The sequence below is a fragment of the Rhizobium glycinendophyticum genome (assembly GCF_006443685.1).
GTDB classification, from domain to species: Bacteria; Pseudomonadota; Alphaproteobacteria; order Rhizobiales; family Rhizobiaceae; genus Allorhizobium; species Allorhizobium glycinendophyticum.
Map to the genome: position 1 here is coordinate 251420 of NZ_VFYP01000003.1, position 17845 is coordinate 269264.

The 17845-nt window shown below is 61.9% G+C and carries 20 protein-coding genes; 10 read left to right on the plus strand and 10 right to left on the minus strand.

The annotated features are described in order from the left end of the window. The first annotated feature begins 61 nt into the window (after positions 1–61). The 5 genes from FJQ55_RS18310 (at position 62) to FJQ55_RS18330 (ending at position 3347) form a co-directional block, all read left to right on the plus strand. Positions 62–967 (plus strand): LysR family transcriptional regulator, encoded by a 906-nt coding sequence (locus FJQ55_RS18310; RefSeq protein WP_140830580.1) that lies wholly within the window; start codon positions 62–64, stop codon positions 965–967. A gap of 45 nt (positions 968–1012) precedes the next feature. Continuing rightward, on the plus strand, positions 1013–2005 hold the full coding sequence (locus FJQ55_RS18315) for an NAD(P)/FAD-dependent oxidoreductase (protein ID WP_140830583.1): 993 nt from the start codon (positions 1013–1015) through the stop codon (positions 2003–2005). A 4-nt stretch (positions 2006–2009) separates the two neighbouring features. Beyond that, positions 2010–2441: a DUF3429 domain-containing protein gene (locus FJQ55_RS18320; protein ID WP_140830586.1), complete on the plus strand. Its 432-nt coding sequence runs from the start codon at positions 2010–2012 to the stop codon at positions 2439–2441. Positions 2442–2529: 88 nt separating this feature from the next. Beyond that, entirely contained in the window at positions 2530–3156 is a 627-nt protein-coding gene (locus FJQ55_RS18325) for a sigma-70 family RNA polymerase sigma factor (protein ID WP_140830588.1), read from the plus strand. Then, positions 3153–3347 carry a zf-HC2 domain-containing protein gene (locus tag FJQ55_RS18330; RefSeq protein ID WP_140830591.1) on the plus strand — a complete coding sequence of 65 codons (195 nt, stop codon included), beginning with the start codon at positions 3153–3155 and terminating at the stop codon, positions 3345–3347. The genes FJQ55_RS18325 and FJQ55_RS18330 overlap by 4 nt, the downstream gene beginning before the upstream one ends. On the opposite strand, the gene FJQ55_RS18335 is transcribed toward FJQ55_RS18330, so the two are convergent. The 5 genes from FJQ55_RS18335 to pcaD are packed head-to-tail and all read right to left on the minus strand — an operon-like array spanning position 3348 to position 6998. Further along, positions 3348–4397: a 3-carboxy-cis,cis-muconate cycloisomerase gene (locus FJQ55_RS18335; protein WP_140830593.1), complete on the minus strand. Its 1050-nt coding sequence runs from the start codon at positions 4395–4397 to the stop codon at positions 3348–3350. Positions 4398–4417: 20 nt separating this feature from the next. Further along, on the minus strand, positions 4418–5032 hold the full coding sequence (pcaG, locus tag FJQ55_RS18340) for a protocatechuate 3,4-dioxygenase subunit alpha (protein WP_140830595.1): 615 nt from the start codon (positions 5030–5032) through the stop codon (positions 4418–4420). Beyond that, positions 5032–5781: a protocatechuate 3,4-dioxygenase subunit beta gene (gene pcaH, locus FJQ55_RS18345; RefSeq protein ID WP_140830598.1), complete on the minus strand. Its 750-nt coding sequence runs from the start codon at positions 5779–5781 to the stop codon at positions 5032–5034. The genes pcaG and pcaH overlap by 1 nt, the downstream gene beginning before the upstream one ends. Continuing rightward, on the minus strand, positions 5774–6193 hold the full coding sequence (gene pcaC / locus FJQ55_RS18350) for a 4-carboxymuconolactone decarboxylase (protein WP_140830600.1): 420 nt from the start codon (positions 6191–6193) through the stop codon (positions 5774–5776). The genes pcaH and pcaC overlap by 8 nt, the downstream gene beginning before the upstream one ends. Then, on the minus strand, positions 6186–6998 hold the full coding sequence (gene pcaD / locus FJQ55_RS18355) for a 3-oxoadipate enol-lactonase (RefSeq protein ID WP_140830603.1): 813 nt from the start codon (positions 6996–6998) through the stop codon (positions 6186–6188). The genes pcaC and pcaD overlap by 8 nt, the downstream gene beginning before the upstream one ends. Before the next feature lie 96 nt (positions 6999–7094). Here pcaD and pcaQ point away from each other — a divergent pair, with 96 nt between their 5' ends. Next, positions 7095–8018 (plus strand): pca operon transcription factor PcaQ, encoded by a 924-nt coding sequence (pcaQ, locus tag FJQ55_RS18360; RefSeq protein ID WP_140830605.1) that lies wholly within the window; start codon positions 7095–7097, stop codon positions 8016–8018. 6 nt (positions 8019–8024) lie between these two features. Here pcaQ and FJQ55_RS18365 read toward each other — a convergent pair whose 3' ends face one another. Continuing rightward, entirely contained in the window at positions 8025–8786 is a 762-nt protein-coding gene (locus FJQ55_RS18365; protein WP_425467551.1) for an IclR family transcriptional regulator, read from the minus strand. Between the two features lie 130 nt (positions 8787–8916). Between FJQ55_RS18365 and FJQ55_RS18370 the strand changes: the two genes are divergently transcribed. From FJQ55_RS18370 to pcaF, 3 genes are read left to right on the plus strand one after another with little or no spacing between them, the layout of a single operon-like run. Continuing rightward, positions 8917–9624 (plus strand): 3-oxoacid CoA-transferase subunit A, encoded by a 708-nt coding sequence (locus tag FJQ55_RS18370; RefSeq protein ID WP_140830608.1) that lies wholly within the window; start codon positions 8917–8919, stop codon positions 9622–9624. Beyond that, positions 9621–10322, plus strand: a complete 702-nt coding sequence (locus FJQ55_RS18375; RefSeq protein WP_140830610.1) for a 3-oxoacid CoA-transferase subunit B — start codon at positions 9621–9623, stop codon at positions 10320–10322. The genes FJQ55_RS18370 and FJQ55_RS18375 overlap by 4 nt, the downstream gene beginning before the upstream one ends. 12 nt (positions 10323–10334) lie before the next feature. Further along, positions 10335–11540, plus strand: coding sequence for a 3-oxoadipyl-CoA thiolase (gene pcaF / locus FJQ55_RS18380; RefSeq protein WP_140830613.1), 1206 nt, complete (start codon positions 10335–10337; stop codon positions 11538–11540). A gap of 39 nt (positions 11541–11579) precedes the next feature. On the opposite strand, the gene FJQ55_RS18385 is transcribed toward pcaF, so the two are convergent. Continuing rightward, entirely contained in the window at positions 11580–12182 is a 603-nt protein-coding gene (locus tag FJQ55_RS18385) for a DUF922 domain-containing Zn-dependent protease (protein ID WP_140830615.1), read from the minus strand. A gap of 167 nt (positions 12183–12349) precedes the next feature. Between FJQ55_RS18385 and FJQ55_RS18390 the strand changes: the two genes are divergently transcribed. After that, complete coding sequence (locus FJQ55_RS18390; protein WP_161596997.1) at positions 12350–14362, plus strand: putative bifunctional diguanylate cyclase/phosphodiesterase; 2013 nt, start codon at positions 12350–12352, stop codon at positions 14360–14362. A 3-nt stretch (positions 14363–14365) separates the two neighbouring features. Here FJQ55_RS18390 and FJQ55_RS18395 read toward each other — a convergent pair whose 3' ends face one another. From FJQ55_RS18395 to FJQ55_RS18405, 3 genes are read right to left on the minus strand one after another with little or no spacing between them, the layout of a single operon-like run. Further along, the gene (locus tag FJQ55_RS18395) at positions 14366–15112 is read right to left on the minus strand and encodes a copper homeostasis protein CutC (RefSeq protein ID WP_140830619.1); all 747 of its coding nucleotides are present in this window, start codon (positions 15110–15112) and stop codon (positions 14366–14368) included. After that, a complete protein-coding gene (locus tag FJQ55_RS18400) occupies positions 15109–16332 on the minus strand; it encodes an MFS transporter (RefSeq protein ID WP_140830922.1) in 1224 nt (407 codons plus the stop codon). Before FJQ55_RS18400 ends, FJQ55_RS18395 begins: the two co-directional genes overlap by 4 nt. Positions 16333–16388: 56 nt before the next feature. After that, on the minus strand, positions 16389–17834 hold the full coding sequence (locus FJQ55_RS18405; protein WP_140830621.1) for a M81 family metallopeptidase: 1446 nt from the start codon (positions 17832–17834) through the stop codon (positions 16389–16391). Positions 17835–17845 lie beyond the last annotated feature (11 nt).

Consider the following 17845-nt stretch of genomic DNA (forward strand, 5'->3'; position numbering starts at 1 on the left):
CAGTCGGTGATCCCCAATAAAAATTCATTGTTTCTGAAAATTCGTTCTATTAAATAGAACTATGTCGGAGCTGAACTATCACCACCTGCGCTACTTTCGCGCCGTTGCCCATGATGGCAACCTGACCCGCACCGCAGAGCGGCTGAACCTGTCGCAATCGGCTTTGTCGATCCAGATCAAGAACCTGGAGGAACGGCTGGGCCATCCCCTTTTCGAGCGACGGGGCCGCCAGCTCTATCTCACCGAGGCCGGCCGCATCGCCCTCGACCATGCCGATACGATCTTCTCTGCCGGCGAAGAGCTGGTGGAGACCCTCAAGGAGACCGGCCGTACCCGCCGCGCCATCCGCATCGGCGCGCTCGCCACCCTATCGCGCAACTTCCAGATGGAATTCCTCCGCCCGATCCTCGGCCGTTCCGATGTCGACATGATCCTGCGCTCCGGCAGCACCAGCGAACTGCTGGGGGCGCTCGAAAGCCTCAATCTGGATGTTGTCCTGCTCAACCAGGCGCCGATGGCAGATACGGTGACGCCCTTTGTCGCTCAGCATGTCTATCAGCAGCGCGTGAGCCTGATTGGCCGACCGGACTACGGACAAGAAGGCTCGGATCTCGCCGCCCTGCTCACCCGCCATCCGGTCATCCTGCCGACGCTCGAGAGCGGCGTGCGCTCGCAGTTCGAGGCCTTGGTCGAGCGGCTCGGGATCGTGCCGCAGGTGGCCGCGGAAGTGGACGACATGGCGATGATGCGTCTTCTGGCCCGTGAAGGAGCAGGCCTGGCCGTTCTGCCTCCAATCGTGGTCAAGGGCGAGCTGGAGAATGGCAGCCTCGTGGAATTCGATGCGCTGCCCGGCATGATCGAGAACTTCTATGCAGTCACCACCCGACGCCGTTTCCCCAACCCGCTCGTTCGCCCTCTGCTTGAAGCGAGCCAGGCGTCCCGATCCGAAAGTGACCGTTCCGCGTAGTGCTGCCATGACAGCAGAGACAGATGAGACTGGAGAGGGGACAGCGTGCCAAAATCCATCGCCATTATCGGCGCAGGTATTGCAGGGCTGACACTCGGCAAGCGGCTTCAGACGCAGGCAAACGTCACGATCTTCGAGAAGAGCCGAGGCCTCGGTGGGCGCATGGCCAGTCGCCGACGCGAGAACTACGCCTTCGATCACGGCGCCCAGTATTTCACGGCCCGGTCAGAGCGGTTCAGGACGTTGGTAATCGAAGCCATGGTTGCGGGCAGCCTGGCAGAATGGCCAACCGCGGTCCCGAAGCTCACCGGCCCCGGCCATCTTGCAACTGACGCGAGGACCGGTGAGGCCCGTTACGTGGGCGCACCCGCCATGACCGGTCTAGCCAATCACATGGCTCGTGGACTGGAGATCCGAAGGGAAACCACCATCGGCTCCCTCGTTTCGGAAGAAAACGGCTGGCAGTTGCGGGATCAGGATCAGCGCGACCTCGGACGCTTCGATTTGGTGATGTCGACCGCGCCTGCCCCACAGACCGCCCGTCTTCTGCCTCAGGCCTTCAGCGGTCAAGCAGCTCTGGTCCAGGCCCGCCTGAGCGGCTGTTTCACTTTGATGGTCGGCCTTGAATTTGCACCACAGCTGGGGTTTGAGGCGGCCCGCATCGACGACGAAATCCTGAGCTTCATGGCCGTCAACTCGACAAAACCCGGCAGACCCAGGAAACCCGCCCTGGTAGTGCACAGCCGCAATGACTGGGCCGAGGCGAACCTTGAGAGCGACCAGAGCGCCGTGACCGAGCAGATGCTTGCGGCACTCGAAAGCAGAACCGGCGTGAATTTTCGACAAGCGCCCTGGATAGACCTGCACCGCTGGCCCTTTGCCAATGTGGAACAGCCGGCGGGTGAGCCTTTCCTCTTTGATCCCGCGCTCTGCCTCGGTGCCTGCGGTGACTGGTGTATCGGCAACCGAGTCGAAGCAGCATTTCAGAGCGCTTCAGCGCTCGCCGATCTCCTGACCAAGATTCTTGCAGAGGGTTGATACCATGTACCAAAACCAGAGACTTTCCAGCCTGCTGACCTACGCCGGAGCTCTCCCGTTCTGGGCTCTGGCCCTCGGCCAATTCGCAGGTCTCGACCCTGTCTGGGCCTCTAGCGCCTTCATAGCCTATGGCACCGGCATTGCCTGTTTCATGGCCGGCACGATCTGGAGTCAGGCCCAGATCAAGCAGGCCAGGGGCGACGCATTCTTGCTGTTCAGCAATGCGGCGGCACTGGCCGCCATCGCAGCCCTCTTGCTTCATCACGTCATGCCGCTGCTCGCGTTAATCCTGCATTCGGCGCTCTTCATTGTCCTCTTTTTCGCCGACCAACGCATCCATCGTGACGGTGACCAACCGCGCTGGTATCTCGCCCTGCGACGCAATGTGACGGTGCTCGTCGTGATCGCTTATGGGGCTGCGACCCTGGCGATGTAATTTCTCTGTACCGCCTGTAAGAAGTGACCTGCTTCTGCGACTATGCGCTTGTCGGCCGTATGAGCCATCAGGGGTTTGAGGACGGGGCATGCAGGAACAGGTCGAAACCATGCACAGGTCCGATGGACAGGCAGCTGCCTTCCTCGCGGACGGGATCTATATCGGTGAACTGCGCGAACGCATGCTGAAATTCGCCGTCCTGCAATTGTCCGATCCGCAGATGGCAGAAGACGCAGTACAGGAAGCCCTCGCCGGAGCCTTGCGCAATTCCGCGGCCTTTGCCGGCCGCTCCGCTTTTCGGACCTGGGTGTTCGCCATCCTGCGCAACAAGATCGCCGACCAGTTGCGTCACAAGAAGCGAGCCGCAAACCTCATCTCGATCCCGCTCGGTATGAATGAAGAAGACGAGACCGGCTATTTCGATGCCAGAGGTCATTGGTCGGTGGAACACCAGCCAAGTCACTGGGGCAATCCGGAGGCCGATCTGCTCGGCAAGGATTTCTGGCGTGTCTTCGAGACCTGTCTCGATCATCTGCCGCCGGATCAGGGCCGCGTCTTCATGATGCGCGAATTCGTCGAACTGGAAACCAGCGAGATCTGCGCGGAACTCGCCATCACCATCACAAATCTCCACGTATTGATGCACCGGGCCCGCTTGCGGCTCCGCAATTGCCTCGAGGGACACTGGTTTGCACCGAAGGAGACGATGACATGATCAAATGCGAGGACGCGACCAGGCTCGCATCGGATCGGCTCGACCGAAAACTCTCTATGCGCGAGGGACTTGCCTTGCGACTGCACCTTCTCGGCTGCGACGGCTGTACGCAGTTCAGCCGGCAGATGATCGCGATCCGCCGGATCAGTCGAACCTACGTCGAAACCGATGGCAGGAGCCGCGAAGACTGATCACGCCTCGCCAAGCCGCTCGACAGAGCCGAAAAGATCACCGGCGATGCGGGTCGACGCACCGGCGGCAATCGCCATTTGCGGCAGCAGCATCCATTCGAGTGTCCAGGCCGCCCCTGACCGCTCCTGCTCATGCACCATCGACTGGTAAAGCCCCGAGATCTGGACGGCATTGAAACGAGCGAGCGTCACCAGCACTTCGGCCTTCACCGGATTGCGCTTGTGCGGCATGGCTGAGGACGCGCCGCCGCCGCCCAGAATGGCCGCTCCCGCATCGGCCATCAGCGCCAGGTCCTGTCCTGTCTTGCCGAGACTGCCAGTGATGCGGGCTAAAAGCCCGCCAAGCTCGGTGATGAGGCCGCGCTGGCTATGCCACTGTGACCGATCGGCAAGGCCGAGTTCTGCCGCGAGCCGTGCCCGCACGGGCACCGACAATGTTCCCAGCTTTTCAAGAGTGCCGGCCGCACCGCCGAACTGAACCGGAAGCCCCGTCGCGGCAAACGCCGCGATTGCCTCACGGAGGTCGATCAGCGGCAAACGCCAAGCTGCGATCCGGTCGGCAACCGTGATCTCGATCGCCGCCTGCATACGCGTTTTACCCATCAATGGTTGCGCGCCAAACCGCGCTTCCAAGGCATCGAGCGCACCGATGATGTTAGCAAGCCGTCGCAATAGGATACGCAAGACTTCGGTCAGCCGCAGCATGAGGCAGCTGTCGATCGCATCCTGGCTGGTCGCGCCGAAATGCAGATGGGATGCTTCTTCACCCACAGCCGCCCGCCACTGCCGCACGAGATCCGGGATGACGACGCCATCCCGCGCGGTCGCCTGATTCAGTGCGTCGAAATCGGCTACAAAGTGCTCAGCAAGACCGGCAATCGCCTCGGCCGCCGCCTCCGGGATCAGCCCCACCTCGGCTTCAGCCTTGGCGAGCGCCACCTCAAAGGCGAGCATTGCCTGAAGTTCGGCGGCAGCGGAAAACTGCCCCGCCACCTCCTGATCACCCAGAAGGCCGGAGAGGATCGGATGATCGAAGGCGGATGCTGTCATGGGATCTCGCAAAAACGGTCTCAAATGTCGAAGAAGACCGTTTCCTTCTCTCCTTGCAGGTGAATGTCGAAGTGATAGGTCGAACCGTCCCGCTGCGCAATCAGCGTGGGCACCCGCACCTTGTGCTCGATGCGCGCCAAGATCGGATCTTCGGCATTCGCCGCCTCTTCGTCGCCGAAATAGAGGCGCGTGTTGAGCCCGAGATTGATGCCACGCGCCACAATCCAGAATGAGATATGCGGCGCCATCAGCCGACCGTCGTTAAACGGGACGCGACCCGGTTTGATCGTCTCGAACAGATATTCGCCGGTCGAGAGATCGCAGGGGCAGCGCCCCCAGCCGGTGAAGTGCGGATCGGCACTGCCGCGCGTTTCGGAGGGGCTGTTGTAGAGCCCGCTCGCGTCCGCCTGCCAGATTTCGATCAGCGCATCCCTGAGCGGCGTGCCGGACCCGTCGATGACGTGTCCGGTGATCGTGATCCGTTCGCCACGGGTCTTTTCATTGACCATCGTAGTGCCGAGATCGACGGGATAGACGCCCGGTATTTCGGCGAAGTTGGGCGTCAGCCCGATATGCACATAGGGACCAGCCGTCTGCGACGCGCTTTCCTTGAGGTAGCCGAGAGACTGGACCATCAGTTCCCCTCCATCCGGTTTTCGAACAGGGTCGAGCGACGACCGCGCAGCACGATGTCGAACTTATAGGCTCGCGCATCCATTGGGATCGTCGCCGACCAGTCCAGCGCCGCCACCAGTTGCTCGATTGCGGTGCGATCCGGGATGGTCAACACGATCGGACACTTCCAGATCATCGGATCGCCCTCGAAATACATCTGCGTGATCAGGCGCTGGGCAAAGCCGTGGCCGAAGATCGAGAAGTGGATATGCGCCGGGCGCCAGTCATTGACGCCGTTCGGCCAGGGATACGGGCCAGGTTTAATGGTGCGAAAGGCATAATAGCCGTTGTCGTCGGTCACGGTGCGGCCGCAACCGCCGAAATTCGGGTCGAGGGCTGCCAGATAGCTTTCCTTCTTGTGGCGATAGCGGCCTCCGGCATTGGCCTGCCAGAACTCGACCAAAGCCCCCGGCACCGGACGCGCGCGCTCGTCGAGTACGCGGCCATGCACGATGATCCGCTCGCCGATCGCGCTCTCGCCGGGTTTGGCGAAATTGTGGATCAGGTCGTTGTCGAGTTCACCCAGCATGGAATGACCGAAGACCGGGCCGGTAATTTCAGACTTGGTGCCATCCAGCGACAAAAGCGCCTTTTGCGGAGACCTGAGGACGGAGGTCTTGTAGGTCGGCGTATAGGCCGGTGGATGCCAGGCACGATCACGGGGAAAAAAGGCCCCGGTCTCCGGCTTGCCGTTCGGAAAATCACTCATGGCTTCCTCCCCCGGATCGTCCCGCATCCAGTTCTTCAAAGACGTGCTTGGCAATCTTGAACGCCCGGTTCGCTGCCGGCACACCAGCATAGATGGCAACATGCAGCAAGGATTCGCAGATGTCGTCGCGGCTGGCGCCCGTATTGGCGGTCGCCCGCACATGCATGGCAACTTCCTCGTCATGGCCAAGCGCTGCCAGAAGCGCGATAGTAATCATCGAGCGCTCGCGCTTGCTGATGGTTTGCCGTGACCACACCGTGCCCCAGGCGCCTTCCGTGATCATTTCCTGGAAAGGCTGGTCGAAATCGGTCGCCGCAGACGAGGCACGGTCGACATGGGCGTCGCCGAGCACGGAACGCCGCGTGTTCATCCCTTGCCGATAGCGCTCGGAAGGACTGCAGGCATCAGCCATGAGGTTGGTCTCCTGAAACGAGAGGCGAGAGGAAGGCCTCTATGACAGCGTTGAGCGCCTCCGGCTGCTCGACGCACGGGATATGGCCGGCATCCTTGATGACTTCGTAGCGGGCCGAAGGAATGAGCTTCGCAAGCGACAGCACCAGATCGGGTGGGGTTGCACCATCCTGATCACCGACGACGCAGAGGGTCGGCACGCTGATCTTCGTGGCAGCGACGGTGAAATCGGCGTCGCGGATGGCGGCGCAGGTGCCGGTATAGCCGGCCACCGGCTGGCGCAGCATCATGTTGCGATAGCCCGGAAAGGCCGGATTGTCAGGCTCGCGGAACGAAGGCGTGAACCAGCGTTCCATCACGCCATCGACGATGCCCTCAAGCCCGCTCTCGTTGATTGCATTGATGCGGCTCGCCCACATTTCGAAGGTGCCGATCTTGTGGGCCGTATCGCAGAGGATCAGCGCCCGCACGAGATCGGGCCGGCGCGCATAAAGCCCCTGCGCGATCAGCCCACCCACCGACAGACCGCAGATCACCGCCTGCCGCACATCGAGATGCTCAAGCAGACCGATGAGATCATCGACATGGTCATCAATCGAATAAGGCGTCTGACCGACGTCAGACAGGCCGTGGCCGCGCTTGTCATAGGTAAGCAGCGGATAGTCGCCGGCGAGCCGGACGAGCACGTCCCGCCAGATGCGGAAATCGGTGCCCAGCGAATTGATGAAGACGATAACCGGACGCTGCGCGGGCCCACCAATGACCTGGTAATGCAGCGTGACACCGTTGAGCTGAACGAATTGCACGAATTTTCCCTCCACTGACCCATATTGCTTAGGCAGTTTGGTTAGGTAAAATGATGTTTTCGGCGCAATCCTTAACTGGAGGGTTATGGTTTTACTATGGTCGACAACAGGATCAAGTTTCGCCATCTGCAAACCTTCGTCGAGGTGGCACGGCAGAAAAGCGTGATGAAGGCAGCCGGCGTTCTCAACATCAGCCAACCGGCTGTGACCAAGACGATCCGTGAACTGGAGGAGGTTCTGGGTGTCGGCGTCTTCGAACGCGACGGCCGCGGCATCCGCATCACCCGTTATGGGGAGGCCTTCTTGAAGCATGCGGGTGCGGCCCTGACAGCCCTTCGCCAGGGTTTCGATTCCGTCTCCCATGCACTTCACGCAGATGCCCCCCCAATCCGCGTCGGCGCTTTGCCGACGGTTTCGACCCGGATCATGCCGCAGGCGATGAGCCAGTTCCTGCGTGAAGACATTCCTGCCCGCATCAAGATCGTGACCGGCGAAAATGCGGTTCTGCTGGAACAGCTTCGCGTAGGTGATCTCGATCTGGTGGTCGGGCGCCTGGCGGCACCTGAGCAGATGGCAGGTTTCTCCTTCGAGCATCTTTACTCGGAACAGGTCATATTCTGCGTGCGCGCCGGCCATCCGCTGCTGGTCCAGGGGCCGGGTGTGTTTACCCAGTTGGAGCGCTATCCGGTGCTCATGCCGACGCGCGCCTCGATCATCAGACCATTTGTCGAGCGCTACCTGATCGCCAACGGTATTTCGGCGCTCCCGACCCAGATCGAGACGGTATCCGACAGCTTCGGTCGTGCCTTCGTCCGCGCAACGGACGCGATCTGGATCATCTCGGCTGGTGTCGTGGCGACGGATCTGGCCGACGGCACGCTCGCCGCGCTCCCGATCGATACCAGCGAGACCAAGGGACCTGTCGGCCTGACCGTGAGGTCTGACTCCGTGCCTTCCATGCCGCTCACCTTGCTGATGCGCACGATCCGCGATGTGGCAGCCGCGATTCCCCCCGCCTGACCTGCACTAATGTAGCAGGGGTCGCAAGCCGGCCTGCACCTCTCGTAAGGCGTCAAGACAATGTGCCGGTAATGCCTCAGCCGGCAGAATGGCCGCAGGCGCCCCGACATTGATGGCCGCCACCACTCTGCCCCTTGCATTGCTGACGGGAACGGCAATCGAGCACAGCCCCATCTCCAGTTCCTGGTCGATCACCGCGTAACCCTGGGCCCGCACGCGACCAATCTCCGCCATGAGGTCCTGCGGGTCGGTCCGCGTCAAAGGCGTATGCGCCTTGATCGGCGAGGCAGCGAGAATGGTCGAGACTTCGGCATCGGGAAGAGATGCGAGCATCACTCTGCCCATGGAGGCGCTGTAGGCCGGTAGTCGCGATCCGGGCATCAGGTTGATGGACATCACCCGTTTCTGGGCAGCCCGCGCGATATACACGATCTCCGTGCCATCCAGTACCGAGGCAGACGCGCTCTGCCCCAACTGCTCCGATAGCCGATCGAGAAACGGCTGCACGAGCGTCGGCAACGGTGTCGCCGACAGCCAGGCATGGCCGAGCCGGAGAACCTTGGGCGTGAGCGCGAAGAACTTGCCGTCGTAATCCGCATAGCCAAGCTGGGCGAGCGTGAGCAGGCAGCGTCGGGCCGTTGCCCGATCGAGCCCGCTGATCTCGGCTGCCTCCGCAATGCTGAGCCGCTGTCGCTCAAGCCCAAACGCCTCGATCACGCGCAGTCCTTTGGCGAACCCGCCCATTAAATCCCGCTCTCCGATCGTCATGCTTCAACTCATTTCGTGCGATAATCGAACAAATATGAAATATCGCACAATACACTTGCTGTCGATGGGCGACGGGACCTATCTGTCAGGTTAGGAGGCGGGCGACCGCGCTCAGGAAACGGGAGTTCCCATGGACAAGACAATTGGAAGCCTGGCGGATGCCGTGGCCGGGATCGGCGATGGCGCAACCGTCATGATCGGCGGCTTCGGCGGCTCCGGCGCGCCGATCGAGCTCATTCATGCCCTGATCGACAAAGGCCCGAAGAACCTGACGGTCATCAACAACAATGCCGGCAACGGCCGCATCGGCATCGCCGCAATGATCGATGCGGGTCTCGTGAAGAAGATGATCTGCTCCTTCCCGCGCTCCTCCGATCCGCGCGCTTTCACTGACCGTTACCTCGCCGGTGAGATCGAGCTGGAACTGGTGCCGCAAGGCACGCTGGCCGAGCGCATCCGCGCCGGCGGCGCCGGCATTCCCGCCTTTTACACCCCGACCGGCTTCGGCACGGAATTGGCCGAGGGCAAGGTGATCGCCGAGTTCGATGGCCGCAAATACGTCCAGGAACGCTGGCTGAAAGCCGACTTCGCCATCGTCAAGGCGCATCTCGGCGACACCATGGGCAACCTGACCTACCGGATGGCAGGCCGCAACTTCAATCCGCTGATGTGCATGGCCGCCGCCAAGACCATCGCCCAGGTTTCGAAGATCGTGAAGCCCGGCGAGATCGACCCCGAGCAGGTGATCACCCCCGGCATCTTCGTCGATGGCGTCGTTGAAGTCGCCAACCCGCAACAGGAAGAAGAGCTCATCCGAGCCGGAGTGGCCTACGCATGACCGAGACACCTGCAATCGACACCCGCGAAGACATCAAGCTCTCCAACGCCCAGATCGCCTGGCGCGCCGCTCAGGACATCGCCGACGGCGCCTATGTTAACCTCGGCATCGGCTTCCCTGAAATGGTCGCCAAGTTCCAGCCGGAAGGGCGACAGGCCATCTTCCACACCGAAAACGGCGTGCTGAACTTCGGCGAGGCACCGCCTGCCGGCGAAGAAGACTGGGACCTGATCAATGCCGGCAAGAAGGCGATTACGCTGAAGCCGGGTTCCGCCTTCTTCCACCATGCCGACAGCTTCGCCATGGTCCGCGGCGGCCATCTGGATGTCGCGATCCTCGGCGCCTATCAGGTGGCGGAAAACGGCGACCTCGCCAACTGGCGCGTCGGCTCCAAGGGCGTACCCGCCGTCGGCGGCGCGATGGACCTCGTGCATGGCGCAAAGCAGGTCGTCGTCATCACAGAACACGTCACCAAGGACGGCAAGCCCAAGCTCGTCGAGCGCTGCAGCTTCCCGCTGACCGGCGTCGGCTGCATCACCCGCGTCTATACGAGCCATGCCGTGATCGACATCATCGATGGCAAATTCGTCGTACGCGAGAAACTCGCCGCCATGACGATGGACGAGCTGCAGGCGATGACCGGCGCCAAGCTGCATACCGCCGGCCCGGTTGCCGACCTCGTCGTGCCCGCGCTGTAAGGAGTACAAGCCATGATCGAAGCCTATATCTGCGATTACATCCGCACACCCATCGGCCGTTTCGGCGGCTCGCTCTCCTCCGTCCGCGCCGATGATCTCGGCGCCGTGCCGCTAAAGGCGCTGATGGAGCGCCATGCCGGCATCGACTGGGAAGCCATCGAGGACGTCATCTACGGCTGCGCCAACCAGGCCGGCGAAGACAACCGCAACGTCGCCCGGATGTCCGCTCTACTCGCCGGCCTGCCCGTCTCCGTGACCGGCACCACGATCAACCGCCTCTGCGGCTCCGGCATGGATGCCGTGATCACAACCGCCCGCGCGATCAAGTCCGGCGAGGCCGAGCTGATGATCGCAGGCGGCGTCGAAAGCATGAGCCGCGCACCCTTCGTCTTGCCGAAGGCCGAGACGGCCTTCTCGCGCAATGCCGAGATCTACGACACCACGATCGGCTGGCGCTTCGTCAATCCGCTGATGAAAAAGCAATACGGCGTCGATTCCATGCCGGAGACCGGCGACAACGTGGCGATCGACTTCAAGGTCTCGCGCGAGGATCAGGATGCCTTTGCCGTGCGCAGCCAGGCCAAGGCGGCGGAAGCGCAGGCCAATGGCCGGCTGGCGAAGGAAATCGTGGCGGTCACCGTCCCCCAGCGCAAGGGTGACCCAATGATCGTCGACCGCGACGAGCACCCGCGCGCGACCTCGGTCGAGGCGCTGGCTAAGCTGAAGCCGATCAACAAGATGGAAGGCGCCACTGTCACCGCCGGCAATGCCTCCGGCGTCAATGACGGGGCCGCCGCCCTGATCATCGCTTCGGAAGCGGCAGTGAAGAAATATGGCCTTACCCCCATCGCCCGCATCCTGGGCGGTGCGACAGCGGGTGTCCCGCCGCGCATCATGGGCTTCGGCCCGGCCCCGGCCTCGAAGAAGCTGCTCGCCCGCCTCGGCCTCACGCAGCAGCAGATCGACGTGATCGAACTGAACGAGGCCTTTGCAAGCCAGGGCATCGCCACGCTCCGCGATCTCGGCATTGCCGACGACGACCCGCGCGTCAACCGCAATGGCGGCGCGATCGCGCTTGGCCATCCGCTCGGCATGTCGGGCGCCCGCATCGCCGGAACAGCGGCACTGGAGCTCAAGGAAACAGGCGGGCGCTATGCCCTCTCCACCATGTGCATCGGCGTCGGCCAGGGCATCGCGATCGCCCTGGAACGGGTTTGACATCAGAGTGAAGGCGCCCACACGGGCGCCTTTTTCGTCTCAGGGATTGACGAAGGCGAGGATCAGCTGATGCACGGCTCCCCCGGGTGACATCTCCACCCGGTCATATTCACTGTGACGGGCGCCGTGGGCATCGGAGATCGGCTTCAACTGCGCCTGCAATGCCGCTCTGACCTTCTTGCAACCGGGATCGTTTTCGTCGCGCAGTCCCACGGATATGTCCTGGATCTGCTGTGTCAGGTCACGCATGAAGACCCCATGCAGCTTCTCGTGCTTGACGATGCCGGCAAAGAACCTGTCCCACTTAGCCTGCACATCGGCAGGGAGCGCACCCGCCGGCTTCGGCAGCGTATAGGTGATGATCAGCTTAGGCTTGGCCGAGGCGAGAACGCAGGCAGCGCCCTGCTGCTGATAGTCACGCTGCCATGTCAGCTTGAACGTCGTATGGGCGATCGTCCGTCCGCCACCCAGCAGAGGCCCCCGCTCCCCGATGGATTGGTAGAGCGCCATCGGGGAATTTCCGCGGATTTTATAATACTCGGTTCTCTCAATCGGTTCCCAGCTCTGAGCAGCCACGGGAAGCGGCGAGAGCGCGATGATGCAAAGGGCGAGACGGGCATACGGCGAGGTCAAGGCAGACATCTCCTGCAGGAACGGTTCTCCCCAATAGCCGCCCAGACGCACGGCTTCAATGTCTAGCTATGAGACGCCGTGCTGGACATTCAGAGGATTTGCGGACCGGACTTTCCGCAATTTTAACTGTCGCTGATGTAAGGACTTACCGGGGCACGACAGGAGGAATGCGCAGCGTGACCAGTCCAGGATACAAGAGCCGACTTTCCGAAGCGGCCGGCTGGGTTGCTCGTCTCCTGGCGGTGCCGAACGACAACCCTGTCTTGACGGCGGCCCAGTACGAGGCATTCTCGAAACAGGTGCCCCTCCTTTATTTCATTCTGGCCACCAACATGATCTCGCTGTCCTGGACCCACCAGGGCACGGCGCCCGATCGGCTTGTCGTCTATTTCCCTGCCGTGCTGACGCTGCTTTTTACCTTGCGCTCCGTGCTCTGGCTGCGGGGACGCAAACGTCAGCGCACGCCGGCTGAAGCATATCGGCAGTTGCGCGCCACAAATTTCCTGTCTTTCCCTATCGCCGTCATCTGCACAGCCTGGTCAATCGCACTGCTGCCCTATGGCGACGCCTATCAAAACGCCCATGTGGCCTTCTTCATGGCGATCACCGTCATCGGCTGCATCTTCTGCCTGATGCACCTGCGCTCCGCCGCCCTGATCGTCACGGTCACGGTGAACCTGCCATTCTTGGTCGTGATGTGTCTAAGTGGCGAACCGACCTTCATCGCAACGGGCGTCAACGTCATCCTGGTGACGATGGCGATGATCATCATCCTGCTCGGCCATTACAGAGACTTCCGGCAGTTACACGCATCACGCCAGGTCCTGCTGATCCAGCAGGACGCCTTGCAGGAGCAGAACAAGGCGATGCAGGCCCTGTCCGACGAAAACCTCCGGCTCGCCAACCTCGACAGCCTCACGCTGCTCGCCAATCGCCGCAGCTTCTTTCAGATGGTGGAGACGGCCTTCCGCCGTGCAAGCGAAGATGGCCAGCGCCTCGCCGTCGGCGTCATCGATCTGGACGGCTTTAAACCCGTCAACGACATGTATGGGCATGCGGCGGGCGACAAGGTGCTGATCGAGATCGGTACACGACTGGCCACGCTCTGCAACGACAACCTCTCAGTCTACCGGCTGGGCGGCGACGAGTTCGGCCTCCTTCTCCAGGGCGACGCGCAGGCGGATGTGATGGCGCTGGGACAGACGGTCTGCGACCGCATCGCCGAACGCATCAATATCGGTAGCGGCATGGTGCAGGTGACCGGCTCGGTCGGTTTCGCCATTTATCCCGACGTCGGCAGCACCGGACAGGAAATCTATGAGCTCGCCGATTATGCCCTCTACACCGCCAAGCGGACGCACCGCGCGGGCACCGTCATTTTCAATGCGGTGCAGGCCAACGAACTGAACCGCCAGAAGATCGTTGAAGAGGCTCTCGTTGCCGCAGACCTCGAAAGGGAGCTTTCGCTGGTTTACCAGCCGATCACCTGTGTCGGCACGCGCCGCTGCATTGGCTTCGAGGCGCTCGCCCGCTGGCAGAGCCCGCGCATAGGTCGCGTCTCGCCCGCAGAATTCATTCCCGTCGCCGAGCACAATGGCCGCATCACCATGATGACTCGGCTCCTGCTGAGCCAAGCACTGGCAGCCGCGAGACAATGGCCGGACGACGTCTATCTCTCATTCAACCTCTCACCGCATGACCTAACGTCACCCGAGAGCACACTTCGCATCGTTGCCATCGTCCTGAAGAGCGGCTTCGACCCGCGACGGATCAACTTCGAGATTACCGAGACCGCGGTCATGCATGACTTTGAACAGGCAAGTGCTTCGATCCAGATGCTGCGGGAACTCGGCTGCGGCATCGCGCTTGATGACTTCGGCACTGGCTATTCCAGCCTCAACCACGTTCACAAGCTTCCGCTGACGAAGATCAAGATCGACGGCAGCTTCGTGCGGGACATTCACACCCGCCGCACCAGCTTCAAGATCGTCAAGTCCGTGCTTGCTCTCTGTGCGGAAATGGAATTGCAGGCGATCGTCGAGGGCGTGGAGACGGAAGAGGAACTTCGCATTCTGGAAGGACTGGGGGTTGAGGCCGTCCAAGGCTTCTATTTCGGCAAGCCCATGGAGGCGACGGCCACAATCGCGGTGCTTTCTCCTCCGATGCTTGAAGCAGCCGCAGCATCCTGACCTTTAAGAGAATTGCTGAAGCGTCGTTTTCAGCGCCCGCACGGTCGCCTCGTCAGTGTGGCGCATCTCATCACCGGCAAAACCGAACTCGACCAGTCTAGGATCGGTCGCCCGCGGCTGACTGCTCGATGCATGCACCTCGCGAACGCCGGGGATGGAGAGGAAACGCTCCACATTCTGCGGACGCACGCCGCCGCCGGGCATGATGGAAATGCGGCCGTCAGCGAGCATACTGAGATGCGTCAGCCTCTCGATACCGTCTTCGGCATGGCGGGCACCGCCGGAGGTCAGAATGCGGGAAAAACCAAGTTCGATGGCAAGATCGAGCGCAGCTTCGAAATCGCCCACGACATCGAAGGCTCGGTGCAGCGTAAGATCCAGGTCCGAAGCCGCCGCCACCAGACGCTCCAGCACCGGACGGTCAAGGATGTCGGGCGACTGCGTCGCGCCGATCACCACCCCGGCCAACCCCGCGACCCGCGCGGCCTCGATGTCAGCGATCATGACGGCGATGTCATCCTCGCTGTAGACGAAGTCACCGATCCGCGGCCGGATCAGGGCATAAACGGGAATAGGTGCACGGGCCGCAAGGGCCATAAAACCATGGGAGGGCGTGAGGCCACCGGAGCCGAGCGCGGAGCAGAGTTCGATCCGGTCCGCCCCACCCTTCACCGCTGCTGCCAGACCGGATGCGTCATCGACACAGATTTCGAGAAGAGGTGATCTGGTCTGGTTTTCGCTCAGCTTCATGCGCCTCCCCCTTGCGCAATCTCCGTCCGACCCGGTCTGTCGAGGACCCATAGGAGAACGACGCCGGTAAGACCGGCCACCGCCGAAAGAATGGCGGTACCGGCATAGTCGCTGATGGCGGTGCCAAGTGCAAACATCAGCGAGCTCAGCCCGCCACTGACGAAGATGTTGACGGCAATCAGCGAACTGCCGAGACCGGCCCGATCGGAAATGAGGTTTTGCAGATAGGTAATCGGGATCGCGATAATGCCGGCTGCACCCAGACCGCTGATCAGGGTCAGCATGTAGACGTCCATCGGATGGTCGGCGAGGCCCAGGAAGACAAGATACGCGCAATAGATGGTTGCCGCGATCGACATGGTCAGCACGGTCGATGTCCGTGCCTCCACCCATCCCCAAAACAGGATAAAGATGATCTCGAGGAATGCGACGATACCGACGATCACGCCGACATCAGCCGGTGTCCCCCCAGCCTTGCCCGTCAGGATAAGCGGCAGGACAGTGCCGTTCATATGCAGCATAGCCGAGATGAGAGACACGGCGAACAACCGCGTGAGAACGCTACTGGAGCCAATTTGAAGAACAGAGCGGAAGAAGGAGGTGTGGACTCGCCCCTCCTCCTGGGGCGGTGGATTGCGCTCGATACCGAAGATGAAGAGTAGAAGACAGACGCCGCAGGCAAGACTCGCGAGCAAAAACGCCGGCAACATGCTTGGACCGCCTGCAAGCAGCGCGCCCACGATACCGGGAACAAGCACCCAGGAGGCAGACAGCACGGCCCGGATGGCGGAATTCACCGCGATCAGTTCGCGCACCGGCATGCCCACCGAGATCGCCTTGACGTTGGCGAAGATCAGCGAGTTGATAGAGCCGAAAACGGGAATGAACAGGAGCGCGGCCACACAGAACATGAGCTGCGTCGGCACCAGATAAACGAGCCCGAACCCGACAATGCCGAAGATCGCGGCAAGGATCATTGGGGAGCGGAAGTGTCCGAGACGGTCGGCGATGATGCCTGCTGTCACTGCGGCGCTCACATTGACCACGGCCGCAGCAAAACTCAGTACCGAATAAAGCGCATCCGACAGGCCGAGTTCCCGGATTCCGATCAGCGACATGTAGGGAGACGTCGCCGCGCCAGTGAAGCCAAAGAAAAAGATCGCGATCGCGCTGACCCGGATGGGCGCGTGTCGAAAGACGAGCGAGAGGGATGACAGCATCGGCATGAACGATCGGGCTGGAGGTCGCGCCGCCGGACAGCGGCGCGTGTGAGGTGCTACTTCGCAGGGAATCGCTGGGAGAACTCCACCTTCGGCGTATAGCTGAAATCCTTGACGAAGGGATAGCTTGGCTGATGGCGGCGCTGGCTCTTGAGGTTCTCGATGTCCTGATTGATGACACCATCGGTGAGCGCCATCAGGTTGGGATTGGCGATCGGCGCAAGCTCCGGCGAAAGATAACCGGACTTGACCACCAGCAGTTGCACCTTGGCCGGATCGAGCCCGAGCCGCGTGAAGTCGGCGATGTTGTGATAGGGCCGACGGCGCGCGGCCAGCACCAGCGTGATCCCGCCGGTCTGCACCACCGCCTGGCGCTCCGCAGCATCGTTTCCAGCGTCCAGAAGCACGACCTTGCCCTGGAAGCTGACGGAGGCGCTGGCGGGATCGAGAGAGCCGCCGACAGTCAAGGAAAGCGTGGCGCCCTCGCCCGCAGCGAAGCATGCCTCAAGCGCCGGCCTGTCGGTGATGCCGGCGATCAGCACATCCTTGAAGTCGCGCGCGATCAGTGCAGCCAGAACATCGGCCCGGTCCCCGACGCCACCACCGGTCGGGTTGTCGCCGGAATCGGCCAGAATGATCGGGCGTGTCTCGGTACGCTCGGCAATGTCCAGCATGTCGGCAAGCGGGCCTGTCACCGGGCCGAACTGGAAGTCATCCCGGGCATCCCAATAGGACTGGGCGATGGCTGCAGTCACCGTCTCGGCGGCAGCCCTGTCGACGGCAGTGACAACTGCACAGGCCGTGCCACGGGGTTCGTCGGCCCAGACATATCCGACCATAAGATTGGCATCCCAAATGCCCGCCACGGCATCATGCTCCGGCAGCTTGAGATAGAGGCTCTTCGCAGGCTCGTCCTCGGTCGAGGTGCGCTCACCCGGCAAGAGCACCGGCACCGGCGCCCAGGCAACGCCAGGCTTTTCACCTGTCTTCAGCGCCCGAACCAGCATCGACCATGCCCGCACCATCGTTTCCCGCACGTCGATATGAGGGGCGGTGCGGTAGCCTGCAAAGATGTCGAGTTGGTCGACGATCCTCTGGGTAACATTGCCATGCAGGTCATAACTGGCCGATACGATCACGTCAGGCCCCACGACGGCCCGCGCCGCGGAGATCCAGTCGCCTTCCGCATCGTCCATGCCCTCGACATTCATCGCGCCATGCATGGCGAGATAAAGGCCGTCGAGAGGAAGTGCCTCCTCGAGACGCTCCAGAAACTCCGCCTTGAACCCCTCATATGTCGATCGCGACACCGGCCCACCGGGAACGGCACGCGCATGCAGCAGCGGCATGTGCTCGACACCGTCCGCTTCGAGGAAGCTGAAGTATTCGTGCGCCAGAAGATCTTTTCCGCGCAGCACGCGAAAGTCCTCCGGCTGCATCAGCACAGGCGACGAGGTGGAGCATTCGGTATGAATGCCGCCAACGGCAATACGAAGCGTCATGGTTTCAGATC

What these genes read in the sequence shown, in the direction of transcription:
- pcaH (WP_140830598.1), bottom strand. Translation starts at nt 5,781, where the DNA reads ATGAGTGATTTTCCGAACGGCAAGCCGGAGACCGGGGCCTTTTTTCCC.
- FJQ55_RS18325 (WP_140830588.1), top strand. Translation starts at nt 2,530, where the DNA reads ATGCAGGAACAGGTCGAAACCATGCACAGGTCCGATGGACAGGCAGCT.
- FJQ55_RS18330 (WP_140830591.1), top strand. Translation starts at nt 3,153, where the DNA reads ATGATCAAATGCGAGGACGCGACCAGGCTCGCATCGGATCGGCTCGAC.
- FJQ55_RS18310 (WP_140830580.1), top strand. Translation starts at nt 62, where the DNA reads ATGTCGGAGCTGAACTATCACCACCTGCGCTACTTTCGCGCCGTTGCC.
- pcaC (WP_140830600.1), bottom strand. Translation starts at nt 6,193, where the DNA reads ATGGCTGATGCCTGCAGTCCTTCCGAGCGCTATCGGCAAGGGATGAAC.
- FJQ55_RS18400 (WP_140830922.1), bottom strand. Translation starts at nt 16,332, where the DNA reads ATGCTGTCATCCCTCTCGCTCGTCTTTCGACACGCGCCCATCCGGGTC.
- FJQ55_RS18365 (WP_425467551.1), bottom strand. Translation starts at nt 8,786, where the DNA reads ATGACGATCGGAGAGCGGGATTTAATGGGCGGGTTCGCCAAAGGACTG.
- pcaG (WP_140830595.1), bottom strand. Translation starts at nt 5,032, where the DNA reads ATGGTCCAGTCTCTCGGCTACCTCAAGGAAAGCGCGTCGCAGACGGCT.
- pcaQ (WP_140830605.1), top strand. Translation starts at nt 7,095, where the DNA reads ATGGTCGACAACAGGATCAAGTTTCGCCATCTGCAAACCTTCGTCGAG.
- FJQ55_RS18395 (WP_140830619.1), bottom strand. Translation starts at nt 15,112, where the DNA reads ATGAAGCTGAGCGAAAACCAGACCAGATCACCTCTTCTCGAAATCTGT.
- FJQ55_RS18370 (WP_140830608.1), top strand. Translation starts at nt 8,917, where the DNA reads ATGGACAAGACAATTGGAAGCCTGGCGGATGCCGTGGCCGGGATCGGC.
- FJQ55_RS18375 (WP_140830610.1), top strand. Translation starts at nt 9,621, where the DNA reads ATGACCGAGACACCTGCAATCGACACCCGCGAAGACATCAAGCTCTCC.
- FJQ55_RS18335 (WP_140830593.1), bottom strand. Translation starts at nt 4,397, where the DNA reads ATGACAGCATCCGCCTTCGATCATCCGATCCTCTCCGGCCTTCTGGGT.
- FJQ55_RS18385 (WP_140830615.1), bottom strand. Translation starts at nt 12,182, where the DNA reads ATGTCTGCCTTGACCTCGCCGTATGCCCGTCTCGCCCTTTGCATCATC.
- FJQ55_RS18320 (WP_140830586.1), top strand. Translation starts at nt 2,010, where the DNA reads ATGTACCAAAACCAGAGACTTTCCAGCCTGCTGACCTACGCCGGAGCT.
- FJQ55_RS18405 (WP_140830621.1), bottom strand. Translation starts at nt 17,834, where the DNA reads ATGACGCTTCGTATTGCCGTTGGCGGCATTCATACCGAATGCTCCACC.
- pcaF (WP_140830613.1), top strand. Translation starts at nt 10,335, where the DNA reads ATGATCGAAGCCTATATCTGCGATTACATCCGCACACCCATCGGCCGT.